Annotated in this window: 24 protein-coding genes; 13 read left to right on the plus strand and 11 right to left on the minus strand. The window is 37.7% G+C overall.

What is annotated here, in order from left to right; all coding sequences use genetic code 11:
* Window positions 1–230: 230 nt before the first annotated feature.
* The gene (gene lipB / locus H6G25_RS16475; RefSeq protein WP_190393427.1) at window positions 231–923 is read right to left on the minus strand and encodes a lipoyl(octanoyl) transferase LipB; all 693 of its coding nucleotides are present in this window, start codon (window positions 921–923) and stop codon (window positions 231–233) included.
* A gap of 634 nt (window positions 924–1,557) precedes the next feature.
* On the opposite strand from lipB, the gene raiA reads away from it, so the two are divergent.
* On the plus strand, window positions 1,558–2,202 hold the full coding sequence (gene raiA / locus H6G25_RS16480) for a ribosome-associated translation inhibitor RaiA (protein WP_190393428.1): 645 nt from the start codon (window positions 1,558–1,560) through the stop codon (window positions 2,200–2,202).
* A gap of 198 nt (window positions 2,203–2,400) precedes the next feature.
* On the opposite strand, the gene H6G25_RS16485 is transcribed toward raiA, so the two are convergent.
* Window positions 2,401–2,862, minus strand: coding sequence for a peroxiredoxin (locus H6G25_RS16485; RefSeq protein ID WP_028090486.1), 462 nt, complete (start codon window positions 2,860–2,862; stop codon window positions 2,401–2,403).
* Window positions 2,863–2,986: 124 nt separating this feature from the next.
* Here H6G25_RS16485 and H6G25_RS16490 point away from each other — a divergent pair, with 124 nt between their 5' ends.
* Entirely contained in the window at window positions 2,987–4,117 is a 1,131-nt protein-coding gene (locus tag H6G25_RS16490) for an acyltransferase family protein (RefSeq protein ID WP_190393429.1), read from the plus strand.
* A gap of 236 nt (window positions 4,118–4,353) precedes the next feature.
* Here H6G25_RS16490 and H6G25_RS16495 read toward each other — a convergent pair whose 3' ends face one another.
* The 4 genes from H6G25_RS16495 to H6G25_RS16515 are packed head-to-tail and all read right to left on the minus strand — an operon-like array spanning window position 4,354 to window position 5,607.
* Window positions 4,354–4,752, minus strand: a complete 399-nt coding sequence (locus H6G25_RS16495) for a type II toxin-antitoxin system VapC family toxin (protein WP_190393430.1) — start codon at window positions 4,750–4,752, stop codon at window positions 4,354–4,356.
* Window positions 4,753–4,756: 4 nt separating this feature from the next.
* The gene (locus H6G25_RS16500; RefSeq protein ID WP_127055268.1) at window positions 4,757–5,053 is read right to left on the minus strand and encodes a hypothetical protein; all 297 of its coding nucleotides are present in this window, start codon (window positions 5,051–5,053) and stop codon (window positions 4,757–4,759) included.
* A gap of 42 nt (window positions 5,054–5,095) precedes the next feature.
* Window positions 5,096–5,410: a hypothetical protein gene (locus H6G25_RS21320; RefSeq protein ID WP_242034998.1), complete on the minus strand. Its 315-nt coding sequence runs from the start codon at window positions 5,408–5,410 to the stop codon at window positions 5,096–5,098.
* Window positions 5,407–5,607 (minus strand): type II toxin-antitoxin system VapB family antitoxin, encoded by a 201-nt coding sequence (locus tag H6G25_RS16515; RefSeq protein WP_190393431.1) that lies wholly within the window; start codon window positions 5,605–5,607, stop codon window positions 5,407–5,409. Before H6G25_RS16515 ends, H6G25_RS21320 begins: the two co-directional genes overlap by 4 nt.
* A 49-nt stretch (window positions 5,608–5,656) precedes the next feature.
* Between H6G25_RS16515 and H6G25_RS16520 the strand changes: the two genes are divergently transcribed.
* From H6G25_RS16520 to H6G25_RS16530, 3 genes are all read left to right on the plus strand, one after another.
* A complete protein-coding gene (locus H6G25_RS16520) occupies window positions 5,657–5,851 on the plus strand; it encodes a hypothetical protein (RefSeq protein WP_190393432.1) in 195 nt (64 codons plus the stop codon).
* Window positions 5,852–5,952: 101 nt separating this feature from the next.
* Entirely contained in the window at window positions 5,953–6,192 is a 240-nt protein-coding gene (locus H6G25_RS16525) for a type II toxin-antitoxin system HicB family antitoxin (protein ID WP_190370530.1), read from the plus strand.
* A complete protein-coding gene (locus H6G25_RS16530; protein ID WP_071187708.1) occupies window positions 6,189–6,419 on the plus strand; it encodes a type II toxin-antitoxin system HicA family toxin in 231 nt (76 codons plus the stop codon). The genes H6G25_RS16525 and H6G25_RS16530 overlap by 4 nt, the downstream gene beginning before the upstream one ends.
* A gap of 285 nt (window positions 6,420–6,704) precedes the next feature.
* Here the strand turns inward: H6G25_RS16530 and H6G25_RS16535 are convergent, their stop codons facing one another.
* Window positions 6,705–6,929 (minus strand): type II toxin-antitoxin system HicA family toxin, encoded by a 225-nt coding sequence (locus H6G25_RS16535; protein WP_028091223.1) that lies wholly within the window; start codon window positions 6,927–6,929, stop codon window positions 6,705–6,707.
* Complete coding sequence (locus H6G25_RS16540) at window positions 6,926–7,129, minus strand: type II toxin-antitoxin system HicB family antitoxin (protein WP_027402758.1); 204 nt, start codon at window positions 7,127–7,129, stop codon at window positions 6,926–6,928. Before H6G25_RS16540 ends, H6G25_RS16535 begins: the two co-directional genes overlap by 4 nt.
* 410 nt (window positions 7,130–7,539) lie before the next feature.
* On the opposite strand from H6G25_RS16540, the gene H6G25_RS16545 reads away from it, so the two are divergent.
* The gene (locus tag H6G25_RS16545; RefSeq protein WP_015078629.1) at window positions 7,540–7,788 is read left to right on the plus strand and encodes a hypothetical protein; all 249 of its coding nucleotides are present in this window, start codon (window positions 7,540–7,542) and stop codon (window positions 7,786–7,788) included.
* Window positions 7,788–8,201, plus strand: coding sequence for a PIN domain-containing protein (locus H6G25_RS16550; protein WP_190393433.1), 414 nt, complete (start codon window positions 7,788–7,790; stop codon window positions 8,199–8,201). The genes H6G25_RS16545 and H6G25_RS16550 overlap by 1 nt, the downstream gene beginning before the upstream one ends.
* Before the next feature lie 382 nt (window positions 8,202–8,583).
* Here the strand turns inward: H6G25_RS16550 and H6G25_RS16555 are convergent, their stop codons facing one another.
* Window positions 8,584–8,754, minus strand: a complete 171-nt coding sequence (locus H6G25_RS16555) for a hypothetical protein (RefSeq protein ID WP_190393434.1) — start codon at window positions 8,752–8,754, stop codon at window positions 8,584–8,586.
* 1 nt (window position 8,755) lies between these two features.
* Entirely contained in the window at window positions 8,756–9,076 is a 321-nt protein-coding gene (locus H6G25_RS16560) for a hypothetical protein (RefSeq protein WP_190393435.1), read from the minus strand.
* A 361-nt stretch (window positions 9,077–9,437) separates the two neighbouring features.
* On the opposite strand from H6G25_RS16560, the gene H6G25_RS16565 reads away from it, so the two are divergent.
* Both H6G25_RS16565 and H6G25_RS16570 read left to right on the plus strand, forming a co-directional pair.
* Entirely contained in the window at window positions 9,438–13,424 is a 3,987-nt protein-coding gene (locus H6G25_RS16565) for a magnesium chelatase subunit H (RefSeq protein ID WP_190393436.1), read from the plus strand.
* A 179-nt stretch (window positions 13,425–13,603) separates the two neighbouring features.
* Complete coding sequence (locus tag H6G25_RS16570) at window positions 13,604–14,248, plus strand: transposase (protein WP_190393437.1); 645 nt, start codon at window positions 13,604–13,606, stop codon at window positions 14,246–14,248.
* Between the two features lie 96 nt (window positions 14,249–14,344).
* Here the strand turns inward: H6G25_RS16570 and H6G25_RS16575 are convergent, their stop codons facing one another.
* Window positions 14,345–15,595 (minus strand): STAS-like domain-containing protein, encoded by a 1,251-nt coding sequence (locus tag H6G25_RS16575; RefSeq protein WP_190393438.1) that lies wholly within the window; start codon window positions 15,593–15,595, stop codon window positions 14,345–14,347.
* A gap of 51 nt (window positions 15,596–15,646) precedes the next feature.
* On the opposite strand from H6G25_RS16575, the gene H6G25_RS16580 reads away from it, so the two are divergent.
* The 4 genes from H6G25_RS16580 to H6G25_RS16595 all read left to right on the plus strand — a co-directional run bounded on the left by H6G25_RS16580 (window position 15,647) and on the right by H6G25_RS16595 (window position 17,637).
* The gene (locus tag H6G25_RS16580; protein WP_190393439.1) at window positions 15,647–15,784 is read left to right on the plus strand and encodes a hypothetical protein; all 138 of its coding nucleotides are present in this window, start codon (window positions 15,647–15,649) and stop codon (window positions 15,782–15,784) included.
* A gap of 33 nt (window positions 15,785–15,817) precedes the next feature.
* Complete coding sequence (locus tag H6G25_RS16585) at window positions 15,818–16,012, plus strand: hypothetical protein (protein ID WP_190393440.1); 195 nt, start codon at window positions 15,818–15,820, stop codon at window positions 16,010–16,012.
* 61 nt (window positions 16,013–16,073) lie between these two features.
* Window positions 16,074–16,211 carry a hypothetical protein gene (locus tag H6G25_RS16590; protein ID WP_190393441.1) on the plus strand — a complete coding sequence of 46 codons (138 nt, stop codon included), beginning with the start codon at window positions 16,074–16,076 and terminating at the stop codon, window positions 16,209–16,211.
* 46 nt (window positions 16,212–16,257) lie between these two features.
* Window positions 16,258–17,637 (plus strand): DNA cytosine methyltransferase, encoded by a 1,380-nt coding sequence (locus H6G25_RS16595; protein WP_190393442.1) that lies wholly within the window; start codon window positions 16,258–16,260, stop codon window positions 17,635–17,637.
* The last annotated feature ends 27 nt before the right edge of the window (window positions 17,638–17,664 follow it).

The raw sequence follows: 17,664 nt of genomic DNA on the forward strand, positions 1-17,664 counted from the left end.
TTTGCGCCTCTGCGTGATCAAAATTCAGCCCTTAATTCACCAACAACGGAAAACTTCTCAAAAAGAGTATTGACAGATAATTAAATATATGTTATCATGAAGTGGATAAGGAAGAACTATCTTCATTTTCTTACAATTCTCTTTGCGCCTCTGCGTGATCAAAATTCAGCCTTTAATTCACCAACAACGGAAAAACTTCTCAGAAATTAGAGGATTGATACACATTTGCTCTAGTCCATCTCCCATAATTTCTCTGATTTAGCTGCAACTAATTTGACATTAAATACCTCGCTAAAACACTGACTGACGACAGAAGACACTTCATCACAAGTAATACCAGGAATCCATGCAGCCAAACTACAAACTGGTCTGTCAACAATGCCACAGGGGACAATGTGCTTAAACCCTGTCATGTCTGGACAAACGTTCAAGGAAAAACCGTGCATAGTAATCCATTTACTAACTTTAATACCTATAGCAGCAACTTTGTATCCTTCCAACCAAACACCAGTAAAACCAGCAATACGTTCCCCAGGCAAATCATAATGTAATAAAACGCGAATTAATACCTCCTCTAATTGGCGTAAGTACCAATGCAAATCTTGACGATAACGGCGTAAGTTTAAAATTGGATAAGCGACCAATTGTCCCGGACAATGATAGGTAACTTCACCACCTCTTTCAATGCGATGCACATCATGGTTACATTTGTCAAGATTAAATTTAAGAAATTCTAGATTTGCTCCTGTCCCCAAAGTATAAACAGGGGGATGTTCCAGCAAAATCAGTACATCATCTAATTCTGGGTTGTGAATGCGCTCAGTAACTAGCGATCGCTGCCACTGATGAGCCGTTATGTATGGTATTAAACCAGGATTATATAGTAAACAACGGTACGGTGGAAATTGAGTATTATGAATCATCACAGAACAGGAGAAATAAAAAGATTAACTGCCTCACTGGACATCTATAGCACTCACTTGACAAAAATATCCAGAACAAATGTCAAGGTATGCAAAGGATTTTAAAGTAACGTCAAGGAAAAATACTTTACAACCAATAAAGTGCTAGTTTGAATATATAACCTCAATGGTGTTGGGAGGAATTTGCCAGAAGTATCAAGCCTAGACAAGAGAAACCAATAACGCTGACTGATGATGTTCCCAGAATTAATTTGCATCAATCAGGATCGAACCTCCCAAATTGGTCACATTTTCTCTACAATGGGGAACAAGACCAAGAGACGGGGACGGAAGTACGTACTCCTGTGTTTTACAGTTGCACAGAAGGGGGCGGTTAAAAAACCATATTTTAAATTGCCTAATTCCATAGTTGTGGTTGAACAGCCCATTGCTTAACAACCGGTTGGGAGTCGTCGTAAAGGATAAAAACTAAAATTAAAACGATGAATAGCGCGAACCTGAAGATGGGAGAAACATGGGGAACAGAGCAGTGTTTTAAAAATAGGTTACTTGTGTCGGTAGCAGTGATAGACATTAACGCAATCTCTATTCCTACCCAAAAACATCACATATAATATTGAGCGGGAGAGTTTACATGAAACTTGTCATCCACGGTAAAAACATTGAAATCACCGATGCCATCCGAGAATATGTGCATCAAAAAATTGAAAAGGCGGTTAATCACTTTCAGAACATCACCAATGAAGTGGATGTCCATTTGAGCGTGGCTCGCAATCCCCGCATTAGTACAAAACAAGCGGCGGAAGTAACTATTTATGCTAATGGTAGTATTATCCGGGCGGAAGAAAGCAGCGAAAGCTTGTATGCAAGTATTGACCTAGTTGCAGACAAAATTGCCCGGCAATTGCGGAAATATAAAGAAAAAAGACAGGATCATAAAACCCAACCTATATCAACTAACGAAGCAGTAGCGCCAGAAACCGTTGCAGCGGATTTAATAGGCGACCGCAGCGCGGAATTACCCCAAGAGGTAGTTCGCACCAAATACTTCTCCATGCCTCCGATGACAGTGGCAGAAGCCCAAGAACAATTGCAAATGGTAGGACATGACTTTTATATGTTCCATAATGCAGAAACGGGCGAAATTAATGTTATTTATGAACGTAACCACGGCGGTTATGGGGTAATTCAACCTCGGAATAACAGTCATTCTAACAGCAGAAATGGCAAATCAGCTAACGCCAATATTGGTGTCACAGAGAAGTCGCACTCTAAATAGAGTCTGATGAGGTTATTCATGGGTAGAGATGTTTCGTGAAACGTCTCTACAGTGTCTTATCTTAATCGTCTCCTCAGAGGTAGTTATTGTCGGGTATAAGCTGTGCTGCATTTAATTTGTAAATTCTAGCGGGCAAGATGCCCGCACCACAACATCTAGCTAGATGAGGATGATCAAATTTGGATGCGTAACAGCTTATTACTTCACTGCTAACTGTTGTAGAGTTTTTAATGCTTCTTCAACGTGACCTTTAAAATTCAACATGGAATCAAATACATATTGAACGATGCCATTTTTGTCAATCACATAAGTGACTCGACCAGGAATGAGACCGAAAGCCGTGGTTGCACCATATTGTTTTCTTACTTTGTCACCTTGATCACTTAGAAGTGTAAAAGGTAAATTGTATTTATTGGCAAAGTTTTGATGAGAATTGCTAGAGTCACCACTCACACCAATAACTTCAGCACCAGCGGCTTGAAATACCTCATATTGATCTCGAAAAGCACATGATTCTATAGTACATCCTGGTGTATCATCCTTGGGATAAAAATAGAGGACAACAGATTTTTGACCGCGAAAATCTGCCAGACTGACATTTTTGCCATTTTGGGCAGGTAGGTTAAAATTAGGGGCGGTATCTCCAACTTTGATAGCCATATAAAAAATTTAAAATTCAAACATTACTTAATAAAAGTTTACCCTGTAAATTAGATTATCCACTCCCCTTGATCAAGTGCATCAGGAGGAGTAAAGTTAAATTCTCAAATCAGATATTCTGTCTATGCGTCTGAGTTCACTTGATGTCTTTCGTGGTATTACCATTGCAGCAATGATTCTTGCTAATATGGCAGGAGTTGCAGGTCATGTTTATCCTTCCCTCAGTCATGCCCAATGGCACGGTTGTACACCCACTGATTTAATATTTCCTTTCTTTTTATTCATTGTGGGTGTAGCAATGACCTTTTCTCTGTCAAAATATACAGCAGAGAACAAACCTAACAAAGCAGTTTATTTACACATTCTCCGTCGCGCTGCTATTTTATTTATTTTAGGTTTACTATTAAATGGTTTTTGGAATCAAGGTATTTGGACATTTGATTTAAGTAGTATCCGCTTGATGGGAGTATTGCAACGAATTGGTTTAACTTACCTATTTGCATCTTTGATAGTTTTAAAATTACCGCGCAAAAGTCAATGGTTAGTAGCAGGAGGATTACTAATTGCTTATTGGTTGATAATGATGTATATTCCTGTTCCTAATTATGGTGCAGGAATGCTAACCAGAGAAGGTAATTTTGGCTCATTTATTGATAGATTAATTATTCCCAAAGCACATTTATATAAAGGTGATGGGTTTAATTTTATGGGAGATCCTGAAGGACTTTTTAGCACTATTCCAGCCATAGTTAGCGTTTTGGCTGGCTATTTTACTGGACAATGGATCAAAGATAAAAAACAGGCTACTGCACAAACTAGCATGGATTTAGTATTATTTGGTTTGTGTTGTTTAGTAATTGCAATTATTTGGGATGTGGTATTTCCTATTAATAAGAAAATTTGGACGAGTTCCTATGTTTTATATACCACTGGTTGGGCATTAATGTTATTAGCGGCTTGTTATGAAATGATAGAAGTGAGGTTAATAAAACGCTGGAGTAAACCTTTTGAAATTATGGGACTAAATGCGATCGCTCTTTTCGTGGCTTCAGTAATTCTAATTAAAATTACAGTGAAAACCCAAATTGGTACAGGTGAAAATGCCATTAGTATCTATAATTGGATTTATCAAAATATTTTTGCATCTTGGGCAGGAAATTTCAACGGTTCATTTTTATTTGCACTTGTTACCGCGTTATTTTGGTATAGTATTGCTGTTTTGATGTATCAGAAACGCTGGTTTATTAAAGTCTAAATAAAACTTTTGTGGGACGGGCATCTTACCTGTCCAAATTCTGCAAACTTACTCATAAAAAATCCAAATTGAATGTTTGGGGAGAAAATTTAACTATCTCACATCCTATTATATATTATTAGTTACCAATTAATAGCAACCACACTAATTTTAGGCCAACTGCTTGCAGAAGCGCTAGTTTACTCGGGGACGCTCCGCGATCGCTATCGATCTCCCAACTTATTCCTAAATTTTTATCACAACCAATTTTCTAATTTAAGTTCTTCAATTCTTAATAAATCAGAATCATTAGAAAGGAGAATTAAATCCCGGACAATTGCTGTAGCTGCTATTAAAACATCAGCATCTTGGATAGGAGTACCTTTAGCTTTTAATTTGGCATGAATTTCACAGGATTTTTCAATAATTTCTAAATCATCTAAAAATAATACAGGATAATCATTACAAAATCCATGAAAATCTACCAATTGTTTAGTAGCATTGAGAGATATTAAACCTCTTTTAATTTCATAGTAGGTGATACAACTAATAAATATTTCTGACCCGAGAAAGCTTAACTCTTTCAATTTATTATTTATAGTTATATTTTTCTTTAACGCATAACTAACAATATTTGAATCAAGTAAAAAATTCATGGGTTTATTTTCTCGCTACTGCTGCATCAAAAATTGCTATTTCTTCTGGTGTTAAATCATTTAATGTCCCAGCAACAGCTTCTAATGTTAATATTTTGCCAATCCTTCTGGTTAAATCATGTTCTTTAATTGCTCTCATTTCTTCTGGGGAAAATCTGCTAAATAATTCTATTAACATTTCAGTCATTTCATACTGATCTAATTTCACCATGTAGAAACTACTACCACGAAATAGTTTATCTACAACATGAGAAATGCGTTCTGTTAGTTCTTGTTGATAGTCAGTTAATTGTTCTTGCATGATGTTTACTCTGTTTGTGCTTTGGAAAAATCTAATTCTTATTTATATTACACTCCATTGACGCAAAATCGCCCACTGAAACAGTTCAGCTACGGTCATTAATGACATTGCTAATTGTTGACCAGTTACATAAGGCATGAGTTCTAAATCAGGGAAAGCTCGAAGGTAATCTCGCAGACGGGTAAACTGTTCAAAATTGCGGATTCCAGAAAGAATTTCTTGACGAATCGCGCCTAATAAGGCAACTTGGTCATTAGTAATTAGATTCTGCAATATTGTGACTGCTGGGGAAGAATCAGACGGTGTTTTCCGACGTAGAGCCAATGACCAAACGGAAGTATCAACAATAATACTCATGCTTGATGACGTTGCTGCTTATAGTTATAGTCTTCGTCATACTCGATGGTCCCAAACAGGTCTAATACTTTGAGCCGCTTACGACGTTGAATATATTCGCGCAGTGCTGTTTCTACTAAAGAATCTATGTTCACCTGATTGTCAAGTTCCAATGCCTCTTTTAGTAAGGCTTCGTTGATGTTGAGAGATGTAGTCACAATCAATTCTGATCCTAACAATGACTAAATAAATGGTAGCTCACTCTAGGTGATTAATTTCATTGATAATGCGATCGCACCCCAACATCCCAATTTTAAACGAACTGCTTGCAGCAGCGCTTACGCTATCGCACCCCAACATCCCCAAATAGCGATTCCTAGGTCGCGCAACGCTTACGCTCACAACACCCTAATTTTAGGTGATCGCTCTCCCAATTTATTCCTAAACAGCTATTCCTACTGAGTGCAACGCTTACGCTAATGCACTTCTCCCAAATTCCCCAAACCGTTTATCATGGAATAAATCAAAGCTAAAAATCACTAACTCAAAAAACGTCAAGATATATGGAAAACAAAAGTAAACAAATTTACAATTACACTGTACTTTTGGAAAAGGAACAAGATGGTGGTTATCATGCCTTTTGTCCTGTTCTGAAAGGTTGTCATTCTCAAGGAGATTCTTTTGAAGAAACAATTGAGAATATTACAGAAGCTATTGAATTATATATTGAAAGTTTAATAGCTGATAATCAACCTGTTCCTAAAGAGGATTTAATTGTTAAGCCATTAAGTATTTTATTATGAGTAATTTACCAAGTATAAAAGCTAAAGATTTTATTAGGGTTATCGAAAATTTGGGTTTTTATTTTGACAGACAAAAAGGTAGTCATGCTATTTACAAGAATACTAATGGTTTAAGAGTTGTTGTTCCAATTCATCAAGGAAAAGACATTAAACCAGGTACTTTAATGGGAATGATTCAAGATATTGGTATTGACAAAGAAACATTTTTTAAATTAGTACAAAAATAAAGCGATCGCACCCCAACATCCCCAAACAGCGATTCCTAGGTCGCGCAACGCTTACGCACACAACTACCCCAATTTTAAGCGAAATGCTTGCAGCAGCGCAACGCTTACGCACTTCCAAGGTATTCCTAAGTGGCGATTCCTGCGGAGCGCTTCGCTATCGCTTACAACCACCCTAATTTTAAACGAACTGCTTGCAGCAGCGCAACGCTTACGCACTCCCAACCAACATCCTAAACGGCGAACTGACAAGTTATAGCTTGCACTATTGCCCCCTCTGGTTGACTTCTAAGGAGATTTCCACTCTTCCTCTGGGATCATAGCTGTAACCATAATGTTACGTAATGTTCCAGTGGGCAAGTCTCTACCTTGATGAAAAGGCACAATAACTTGGGTGTCTTGAGCTTGACTACGCCATTTTCTATGACTACCTTTCTGAGATATCAGTTCAAAGCCATGTTTACGTAATATGCGTTCAACATCATCAGCCTTCATTCTCCTGAGTCGAGTCATCCGAGCATAACCTCACGGATTACTGCTCCAGGAAGAAGTTGAATAGTATCGGGCTGTAAATAAAGCTCGATCGCTTCTCTTATATTATTAAGGGCTTCTTCTTGTGTAACACCGGCAGAGGTGCATCCAGGGAGTTCTGGACACCAAATTGCCCATTCGCTTGTTTCTGGATCAGGTTCAAGTATGACTCGCCACTTCATAGTTACTATAATATTTGTAGAATTAATCTCAATCATAGCAAACGGTTCTTCGTAGTATCCTGGCACTACAAGATTGGCGATTCCTTGGTCGCGCTGTACGCGATCGCACCCCAACATCCCCAAATAGCGATCGCTCATAACTACCCCAATTTTAAACGATTCCTAGGTCGCGCAACGCTTACGCTCACAACCCCCCTAATTCTAAATGAACTGCTTGCAGCAGCGCAACGCTTACGCTCACAACCCCCTAATTTTAAACGAACTGCTTGCAGCAGCGCAACGCTTACGCACCCCAACATTCCCAAACAGCGATTCCTACGTATCCCTTCGCTATCGCACAAATAATTTGTAGAAGGTTTAAAAATTTGATATGATGTTAATGAAAACTGTTTAATTTTTGCAGAAAAACTATGTCTCAAGCAACTGATAAACCTATAATTCAAGAAAACACACTGTTAGATAAATTTAGAAATCTAACTATTGAACAACAACAAACTATCTTAGATTTTATGGAATTTATGCACAGTAAAAAAACAAAATCACAAGACAATCAAGAGGTTTCAGCTTATGATTTAGCTAAGGAATGGGCTGGATCTGTAGAAAGTGGGATTAGTGATTTATCTACTAATAAAAGGTATCTTCAAGGATTTGGTAAATAATGAAATCAGAAATTATTATAGATACTTCGCCTTTAGTGGCTTTTATTGATAAAAGTGATAATCTTCATAAATGGACAGTAGAAAAATGGAAAAATTTACGTCCCCCTTTATTTACTTGTGAAGCGGTTATTGCGGAATCTTGTTTTTTATTACAAAATGTTCATGGAGGAGAAAGTGCTATTTTATCTTTATTGGAAGCAGAAGTAATTAAAATACCTTTTAATTTAAGTGAAGAAGTAACAGTAATTAAGCAATTAATGAAACAATATCACTCCGTTCCTATGTCTTTAGCTGATGCTTGTTTAGTAAGAATGAGTGAATTAATTAGAGGAAGTAGTGTTTTCACTTTAGATAGTGATTTTAGGGTTTATCGTCAATATAAAAATATTGCTCTTTTGTTTGTTGGTGGTTAATGTTGTAATTGTCTGATAGCGTAGCGTGGCGTTAGCCATATCAGAATAAACAAAATCATCCCCAAATTTTCACCAACAATTATTAAATAACATCCTGTAAATCCTTTAATCCTGGTTATCCTGATTCAGACAAAAAAATTCTAACTGACCACAAACCAATTCTTGATTATTGTTTATCTGTAATTTTCCTACTTAAAGAAATAACGTTCGCGTAGCGTGTCGAAGACATACCACTCCAGACACAGAGGACACAGAGGAAGAAGATTATAAACTGGGTTATAAGATCCCCGGCTTCTTCTTTGATCATATCAATTAATTATCTGTTATGTTCAGAAGTCGGGGATCTAGTTAGAGTGCAACGCTTACGCTCACAACCCCAATTTTAAACGAACTGCTTGCAGCAACGCTTCGCTATCGCACCCCAACATCCCCAAACAGCGATCGCAGACAACCCCAATTTTAACCGATCGCACACAACCCTAATTTTAACCGATCGCACTCCCAACATCCCCAAACAACGATCGCACCCCAACATTCTCCAAACAGCGATCACACTAATACTTAAAATCTTTTGCCCAAGAACAACCCTTTAATTTAGCAAATCTGGCATAGTAAATACCATTTTTGAGATGCTGTAAAGCAACTTTATCATATTCTCCAAAAACTTTAGCTCTAGCCCTGTAAGCATCTCCAGAATTACGCGCTTTAATAGAAAGTAAATCACAAGTTGATTTACTTGCATTTATCAGCCTGTCTGCTTCTGATTCAAGTGATCTAGCTTTAGCATCATAAGGATTATCAGCACGGACTGGAGTTACAAAAAAAGCTGTAATGTTTACTAGCATTAATCCTAGCAGTAGTTGTTTAAAATACATTTGTTGTTGCCTCTAAGGAATTTTGTCAAGTTATGCAGAAATTTTCCGTACAACGGCACAATTGAGCGATCGCCCAACTCAAAACCAGAATATCACAATACTGTCAGCACTAACGTTTTGTTACATAACAGCATCGCTTTGTAAACAAAATTTAAAATCAGGTGAGAGAACCTGTATTCTTTGTTAAGATTCATTAATAAATGTGTTGTTTTCTATATCATTTTATGTCAGATATAGGACAAAACCCCCACAGAATCCGAGTTTTCTGCTAAAAAACTCTTATTGCCGAAAATAATTGAAGTTACAAACGGTTATACCGCGACTAACTTCATGAGAACACGCTTGAAAGGAGCTTATTTGAATGTTTACCCAAGTCAAGTCCACTATTAGACATATTGCACCTGACGATTTACGGGGACGTAAATTAATCAAGGTTGTCTATGTCGTGCTAGAATCCCAATACCAAAGTGCATTATCTCAAGCGGTACGGGAAATTAACGCTAATCATCCCAGCGTTGCCATAGAAATCAGTGGATACTTGATTGAAGAACTACGCAACTCTGAAAACTATGAGGAGTTGAAACGCGATATAGCCAGTGCTAATATATTCATTGCTTCTCTAATTTTTATTGAAGACCTAGCACAGAAAGTAGTTGCCGCAGTCGAACCCCATCGTGATAATCTCGATGTGTCCGTTGTCTTCCCCTCCATGCCCGAAGTTATGCGCCTCAATAAAATGGGTAGCTTCTCTTTGGCGCAGTTAGGACAATCCAAGAGCGTTATCGCTAACTTCATGAAAAAGCGCAAAGAGAAATCTGGCGCTGGTTTCCAAGACGGAATGTTGAAGTTATTGCGGACTCTCCCCCAAGTGCTGAAATTCCTCCCCATGGAAAAAGCACAAGACGCGAGAAACTTCATGCTCAGTTTTCAGTATTGGCTAGGTGGTTCAGCGGAAAACCTGGAAAACTTTTTACTGATGCTGGCTGATAAATACGTACTAAAAGGTATAGAGAAAGAAAGCTTTGTCGCTGCTGAATATCAAGCTCCAGTTGTTTATCCCGACATGGGTATTTGGCATCCTTTAGCACCAACCATGTTTGAGGATGTGCGAGAATATCTTAACTGGTATTCTGCTCGCAAAGACATTTCTAGTCACCTTAAAGATCCCCTTGCACCATGCGTAGGTTTGGTATTACAACGGACTCACCTCGTTACTGGGGATGATGCCCATTATGTGGCAATTGTCCAGGAATTGGAATCATTAGGGGCAAGAGTTCTCCCTGTTTTTGCAGGTGGTTTAGATTTCTCTAAACCAATAGAAGCTTACTTCTATGAACCAATTACCAAAATGCAGTTAATAGACGCGGTAGTATCCTTAACTGGTTTCGCTTTAGTCGGTGGACCTGCTAGACAGGATCATCCTAAAGCCATTGAAGCATTAAAACGGTTAAATCGCCCTTACATGGTAGCCTTGCCTTTGGTCTTCCAAACCACCGAAGAATGGCTAGATAGCGATTTGGGGTTACATCCCATTCAAGTGGCTTTACAGATTGCTATACCCGAACTAGACGGCGCAATCGAGCCGATTATCCTATCAGGTAAAGATGGGGCAACAGGCAGAGCGATCGCTTTACAAGATAGGGTAGAAATAGTCGCTCAACGGGCATTAAAATGGGCGAATCTGCGCCGTAAACCCAAACTAGACAAAAAAGTTGCTATTACCGTTTTCAGCTTCCCTCCTGACAAAGGTAACGTGGGTACAGCCGCATATTTAGACGTATTCGGTTCTATTCATGAAGTCATGAAAGGACTGAGAAACAACGGTTACGACGTGCAGGACATTCCCGAAACCCCCCAAGAGTTACTAGAACAAGTCATCCACGACGCACAAGCACAATACAACAGTCCCGAACTCAACATTGCTTACAAAATGTCTGTGCCAGAATATGAAGCACTGACACCCTACTCCCAACGCTTAGAAGAAAACTGGGGACCACCTCCCGGAAACTTGAACAGCGACGGCCAAAATCTCTTGATTTATGGGAAACAATTTGGTAATGTGTTTATTGGTGTGCAGCCGACATTTGGTTATGAAGGCGACCCCATGCGGTTGTTATTCTCCCGTTCCGCAAGTCCCCACCACGGTTTTGCAGCATATTACACCTATCTAGAACGGATTTGGGGCGCTGATGCTGTGTTACACTTTGGGACACATGGCTCATTGGAATTTATGCCCGGTAAGCAAATGGGAATGTCTGGTGATTGTTACCCAGATCAACTAATTGGCTCAATTCCCAACTTGTATTATTACGCAGCTAATAACCCCAGTGAAGCTACAATCGCTAAACGTCGCAGTTATGCAGAAACAATTTCTTACCTAACACCACCGGCGGAAAATGCTGGTTTATACAAAGGGTTGAAGGAACTTAGCGAATTAATTGCTTCTTACCAAACTTTGAAAGACACAGGACGCGGTGTTTCCATTGTCAATTCCATCATGGATAAGTGCCGTATTGTCAACTTAGACAAGGATATTCACATTCCTGAAACCGATTCTAAGGATATGACCTCGGAGGAACGGGATAATATCGTTGGTAACGTTTATCGTCGGTTAATGGAGATTGAATCGCGCTTATTACCTTGTGGACTGCACGTGATTGGTAAACCTCCCACTGCCGAAGAAGCGATCGCTACTCTGGTCAATATAGCTAGTTTAGATCGACAAGAGGAAGAAATTCAAGGTTTACCCGGAATTATTGCCAAAAGTCTCGGTCGCAATATTGAGGATATCTACAAGAACAACGATGCCGGAATTTTGGCAGATGTACAACTACTACAAGATATCACCCTCGCTACCCGTGCGGCTGTTACAGCCTTAGTTCAAGAACAAATTGACGCAGAAGGTAGAGTGATAGCGGTTTCCAAGTTGAATTTCTTTAACATGGGGAGAAAAGAACCTTGGGTAGAATCACTGCATCAATCAGGTTACACCAAAGTTGATACTTCTGCGTTAAAACCTCTGTTTGAATATTTGGAATTTTGCTTAAAACAAGTTTGTGCAGATAACGAACTTGGTGGTTTATTGCAAGGTTTGGAAGGTGAATATATTCTCCCCGGTCCCGGTGGTGATCCTATCCGTAATCCTGATGTATTACCCACAGGTAAAAATATCCACGCACTAGATCCCCAATCTATCCCCACATCTGCCGCAGTCCAATCGGCGAAAATCGTCGTGGATAGGCTGCTAGAACGAAACAAGTCAGAAAATGATGGAAATTGGCCAGAAACCATCGCCTGTGTCCTCTGGGGTACAGATAACATCAAAACCTACGGCGAATCCCTCGCCCAAATTATGTGGATGGTGGGAGTGCGTCCAGTTCCCGATGCTTTGGGACGGGTGAACAAGTTGGAATTGATACCTTTGGAAGAATTGGGTCGTCCTAGAATTGATGTGGTGATCAATTGTTCTGGTGTATTCCGTGACTTGTTCATTAACCAAATGAACTTGCTGGATCAAGGTGTAAAAATGGCAGCAGAAGCTGATGAACCCTTGGAAATGAACTTTGTCCGCAAGCACGCTTTGAAACAAGCTGAGGACATGGGAATAAATCTGCGTCAAGCTGCAACTCGCGTTTTCTCTAATGCTTCTGGTTCTTATTCTTCTAATATTAACTTAGCGGTGGAGAATAGCACTTGGGATAGTGAAGCTGAGTTACAGGAAATGTATTTGAAGCGCAAATCTTTCTCTTTCAATTCTGATAATCCTGGGGTTATGGATGAGTCAAGGGAGATTTTTGAAACGACTTTGAAAACTGCTGATGCAACTTTCCAGAATCTCGATTCTTCGGAAATCAGTTTAACAGATGTTTCCCACTATTTTGACTCAGATCCTACTAAGTTAGTGGCAAGTCTGCGTGCAGATGGTAAGAAACCATCTTCTTACATTGCAGATACAACTACTGCGAATGCACAGGTGAGAACTTTATCAGAAACTGTGCGTTTAGATGCGCGGACGAAGTTGTTAAATCCCAAATGGTATGAGGGGATGTTATCTCACGGTTACGAAGGTGTGCGGGAACTTTCTAAACGGTTGGTTAATACTACTGGTTGGAGTGCGACTGCTGGCGCTGTGGATAACTGGATTTATGAGGACACGAATGAGACTTTCATCAAAGATGAGGAAATGCAAAAGCGTCTCATGAATCTCAATCCTCATTCTTTCCGCAAGATTGTTTCTACTTTGTTGGAAATGAATGGACGCGGTTATTGGGAGACAAGTGAGGAGAATTTAGACCGGTTAAGAGAGTTGTATCAGGAGGTGGAAAATCGGATTGAGGGAATTGATTAATTCCTAATAATAAATGTAGAGACGTTTGATGTTGTAGAGACGTTCCATGGAACGTCTCTACATTTTGGGTAAAACGTTTTTACATTTTGTAATTTGTTCGTTATATTGTGGGTCATTTATTCATATTACATAACCCACATTTTTATTAATCGTAATTTTTCACATATATAAATAACACCATGACATTATTCAAAAATAAATATAGAGTTGAATCAACCAGATTACCAAATCGTGATTATTCACAAAACGGTTGGTATTTTGTGACGATATGCACTTATGAACGTGAATGGTTATTTGGTGATGTTGTAAATGGTCAAGTTCATTTATCAACAATTGGTCAAATAGCACAAAAATTTTGGGCTGAAATTCCTCAACATTCTAAAAATACATATATAGATGCTTATGTGATTATGCCAAATCATGTACACGGAATTATTGTCATTGATAATCCTGAATCTAAAGAAATTTCCCCAAGTAAAGACGTTACCCAATGTAGAGACGTTCCATGGAACGTCTCTACAAAATCGGATGGGAATGATAATTCTACAACATCGGATGATGATTTTGATGAAACAGATGTTTACAGGAATTTATCGAAAATGTCCCCAAAAGCAGGTTCATTGAGTGTAATTATTAGGTCATATAAAGCTGCTGTTACCCGTTGGTGCAATATGAATGGTTATCCTAATTTTGCTTGGCAACAACGATTTTTTGATAAAATTATTCGTGCTGATGGATCTGTGGATCATATTAGGGAATATATTATTAATAATCCTCTAAAATGGGATTATGACAAGAATAATTCATCAGGTTTATGGATGTGATATCAAATTTTATAAAGATGCGATATCCATGATGTAGAGACGTTCCATGGAACGTCTCTACATTAAATTAAAATTGATAATAATTATTTATTTTAGTTATTTTTTTTCAATACTATTCATCATTCTTTGAGCTACTGATCTATGTAGAATAGCTTGAGATACTTCATTCATATTTTTTATTCTAAAAATACTTTGAAATCCATAAAAGCCATATATAACAACAAGTTTACCAATAAATTCGTCAGCAAAGCTGGAAGAAATAAGTCCCATTTCTGAGAAATCTAGAACAATTCGTGAAGCACCCATATTAATTATGTTAATCACGGATGTACGAATTTTTTCTCCGGCAATTCTTGTCCCAGATCCAGATGTATGATCCTTAATTAAAATACAATGTTCACCTGTATCATTTTCTAAATTTTCCAGAAATAAATTTACAGGTTGGTAGCCACCAAGAGCAGCTTTTATATCAATATCCTGACTCACATCAATTTGGAAATCAATAATTGTACCCTGATGATTTTTATCTATGAAAGGAATGTTAGAAAATGATTTAGATTCATTATTGCGTATCAATAATGAAGCAGAACCAGATGTAATACTTAGACTTCCACTATTATCTTTAATGATTTCTAATAAACCCCAGAGTCCATTACCCTGATTGGTTGTCTTGTCTCTAGTTATACCTTCTTTAATAGCCATAGTTATAGCATCAACAGGTGATTTTGGTTTATGAACAGATTGGGAAAGAGAACCATAAATTCCAATACCAGTATCAGCAATACACACGGCTAATCGTTTAGATTCAGGATGCACTTGAACCATAGCAAAACCTTCACAGGCTTGAGAATGATCAAAAACATTTCCCATTACTTCATCTAAACACCATTTAAAAGCCTCTAAAACCCCAGGGTTACATTGTATTCTTTCTCTAATAGCTTTTATCAATGCTGATGCTAGTTGATGTTCCATTACATCATCTTGAAATTTCCATATTTTTGATAAAGGATCTATTTCATTTGTTAAGATATTGGCAGTTGCAGGTAATGGAGCATTAAAATTTACTTTTGTAAGTATAGTAGGTTGATCATATAAATTTATATTAATATCGAGATTTCTGTAATGCTGAATTATAGCAGCTATGGGTACAGCAGAATTAGGAAAAACACCTTTAACATCTTGAAAAACAACTGATATATTTTTATAACCATTTTCATGTATGCTAAATAAAGCTCGAATAAACTGGCTTACACATTTTGGATGGTTTAGCTTTTGTATAATGATACAATCATCCTCTCTCCAAACGGAAAGTTTATCTTGTTCCTGGTTAAAACTATTTGAATTCATGGTTTATTAATTAATGCGGATGAGATGATATTGGCTTTATATTAAAAAATTATGTGCATCTTTACAAACAGTATAATTACGCAAAATGATAACAAGTTTGTTAATGAAGCTACGTGGGATGCGATCGCTGTTGTGGATGTGAGGGTGCGATCGCTTGTTGGGGATTTTGGGAGTGCGATCGCTGTTTGAGGATGTTGGGAGTGCGATCGCTTTTGGGGATGTGTGGGATGCGATCGCTATTTTGGGGTTGGGAGTGCGATCGCTGTTTGGGGTGTGGGAGTGCGATCGCTTTTTGAGGATGTGAGGAGTGCGATCGCTGTTTTGTGGATGTGGGGATGTGCGATAGCGAAGCGCTCCGTAGGAATCGCTGTTTTGGGATGTGGGAGTGCGATCGCTGTTATGGTTGTGGAAGGGTGATCGCTTATTGAGGATGTGGGAGTGCGATAGCGAAGCGCTCCGTAGGAATCGCTGTTTTGGGATGTGGGAGTGCGATAGCGAAGCGCTCCGTAGGAATCGCTATTTTGGGGATGTTGGGGGTGCGATCGCTGTTTTGAGGAATGTGGGGAAGTGCGATCGGTTTTGGGGATGTGTGGATGTGCGATCGCTTTACTGGTGACAGTATAGAATGTAAGAATCTATCTATAACTTCACTGATAACCCCTATGAAAAGCAGCACTTATGCTCAACAATTAGAATTATTTCAATTATTCCAACCGACTAAAATTATAAGTTGTACAAGAAAGTTTACATTTGTAGATTTATTTGCTGGAATAGGTGGATTTAGAATTCCTTTAGAAGAATTAGGAGGAATTTGTTTAGGGTATTCAGAAATAGATAAAGAAGCTATTAAGGTTTATAAAAATAATTTTATTAGTGATCATAATGCAGATGAACCATATTTGGGAGATATTACAAATTTAAACAAATTACCTTTTGAAATAGATTTAATAGTTGGTGGTGTGCCTTGTCAACCTTGGTCTATAGCAGGTAAAATGCAAGGTTTAGATGACCCCAGAGGTAAACTATGGCTTGATGTTTTTAGAGTTGTAGAAGTTAATAAACCTAAATCATTTATATTTGAGAATGTCAAGGGTTTAACCGAGCCAAGAAACAGACAAAGTTTAGAATATATACTTAGTAATTTAACATCATTTGGCTATATAGTTAAATATCAGGTGCTAAATTCCTATGATTTTGGTTTACCTCAAGATAGAGACAGAATATTTATTGTTGGTATTAGAAATGATATTGCAAATTGTTGGGGGTTTACTTTTCCTAAACCATTAAATAAACGCTTAAAACTTTATGATATAATTCCTGGAATTGAAAGAAGTAATTTTACTAAAAAGAAATTTCCTCCAGAAGTTTTATTTAATGATGGCAAAATTCCAGCTTCTAGAGGCAGATTCCAAAAAATAGATGAATTAAACGATTTCTTTACTTTTGCTGATATTAGAGATGGACATACTACAATTCATTCTTGGGAATTAATAGAAACAAATTATAGAGAAAAGCTAATATGTCAAACTATTTTGAAAAATAGAAGAAAGAAAATTTATGGTGAAAAAGATGGTAATCCTTTAAAATTTGAAGTATTAGAATCTTTAACTTCTAATTTACAGATTGCAGAAATTAACAGCTTAGTAGACAAAGAAATTCTTCGTCTTGTAGAAGGTAAAGGTTATGAATTTGTAAATTCTAAAATTTCTTCAGGTATTAATGGTATTTCTAAAATATTTTTACCTCATGCTGATGCGATTGGAACTTTAACCGCAACTGGAACAAGAGATTATGTGGCTACTATATCTATAGAATGTGAAGAACCTGAAGCATATAAGCAAACATTTATCAAAAAAATTTATCAACCAAAGCGATTTAAACCTTTAACCGCAGAAAATTACGCAAGATTACAAGGATTTCCTAAAAGTTTCAAAATAGCGGATAATGAAAATACAGCCAAACATCAATTTGGTAATGCAGTTTCTATTCCTGTTATTTACCATTTAGCAAAGGCATTGTTAACAATCATTCTATCGGTTTAATTTTGAATATGACAGCTATTAGTTCAA

It is taken from the genome of Dolichospermum sp. FACHB-1091 (assembly GCF_014697585.1).
Classification (GTDB): domain Bacteria; phylum Cyanobacteriota; class Cyanobacteriia; order Cyanobacteriales; family Nostocaceae; genus Dolichospermum.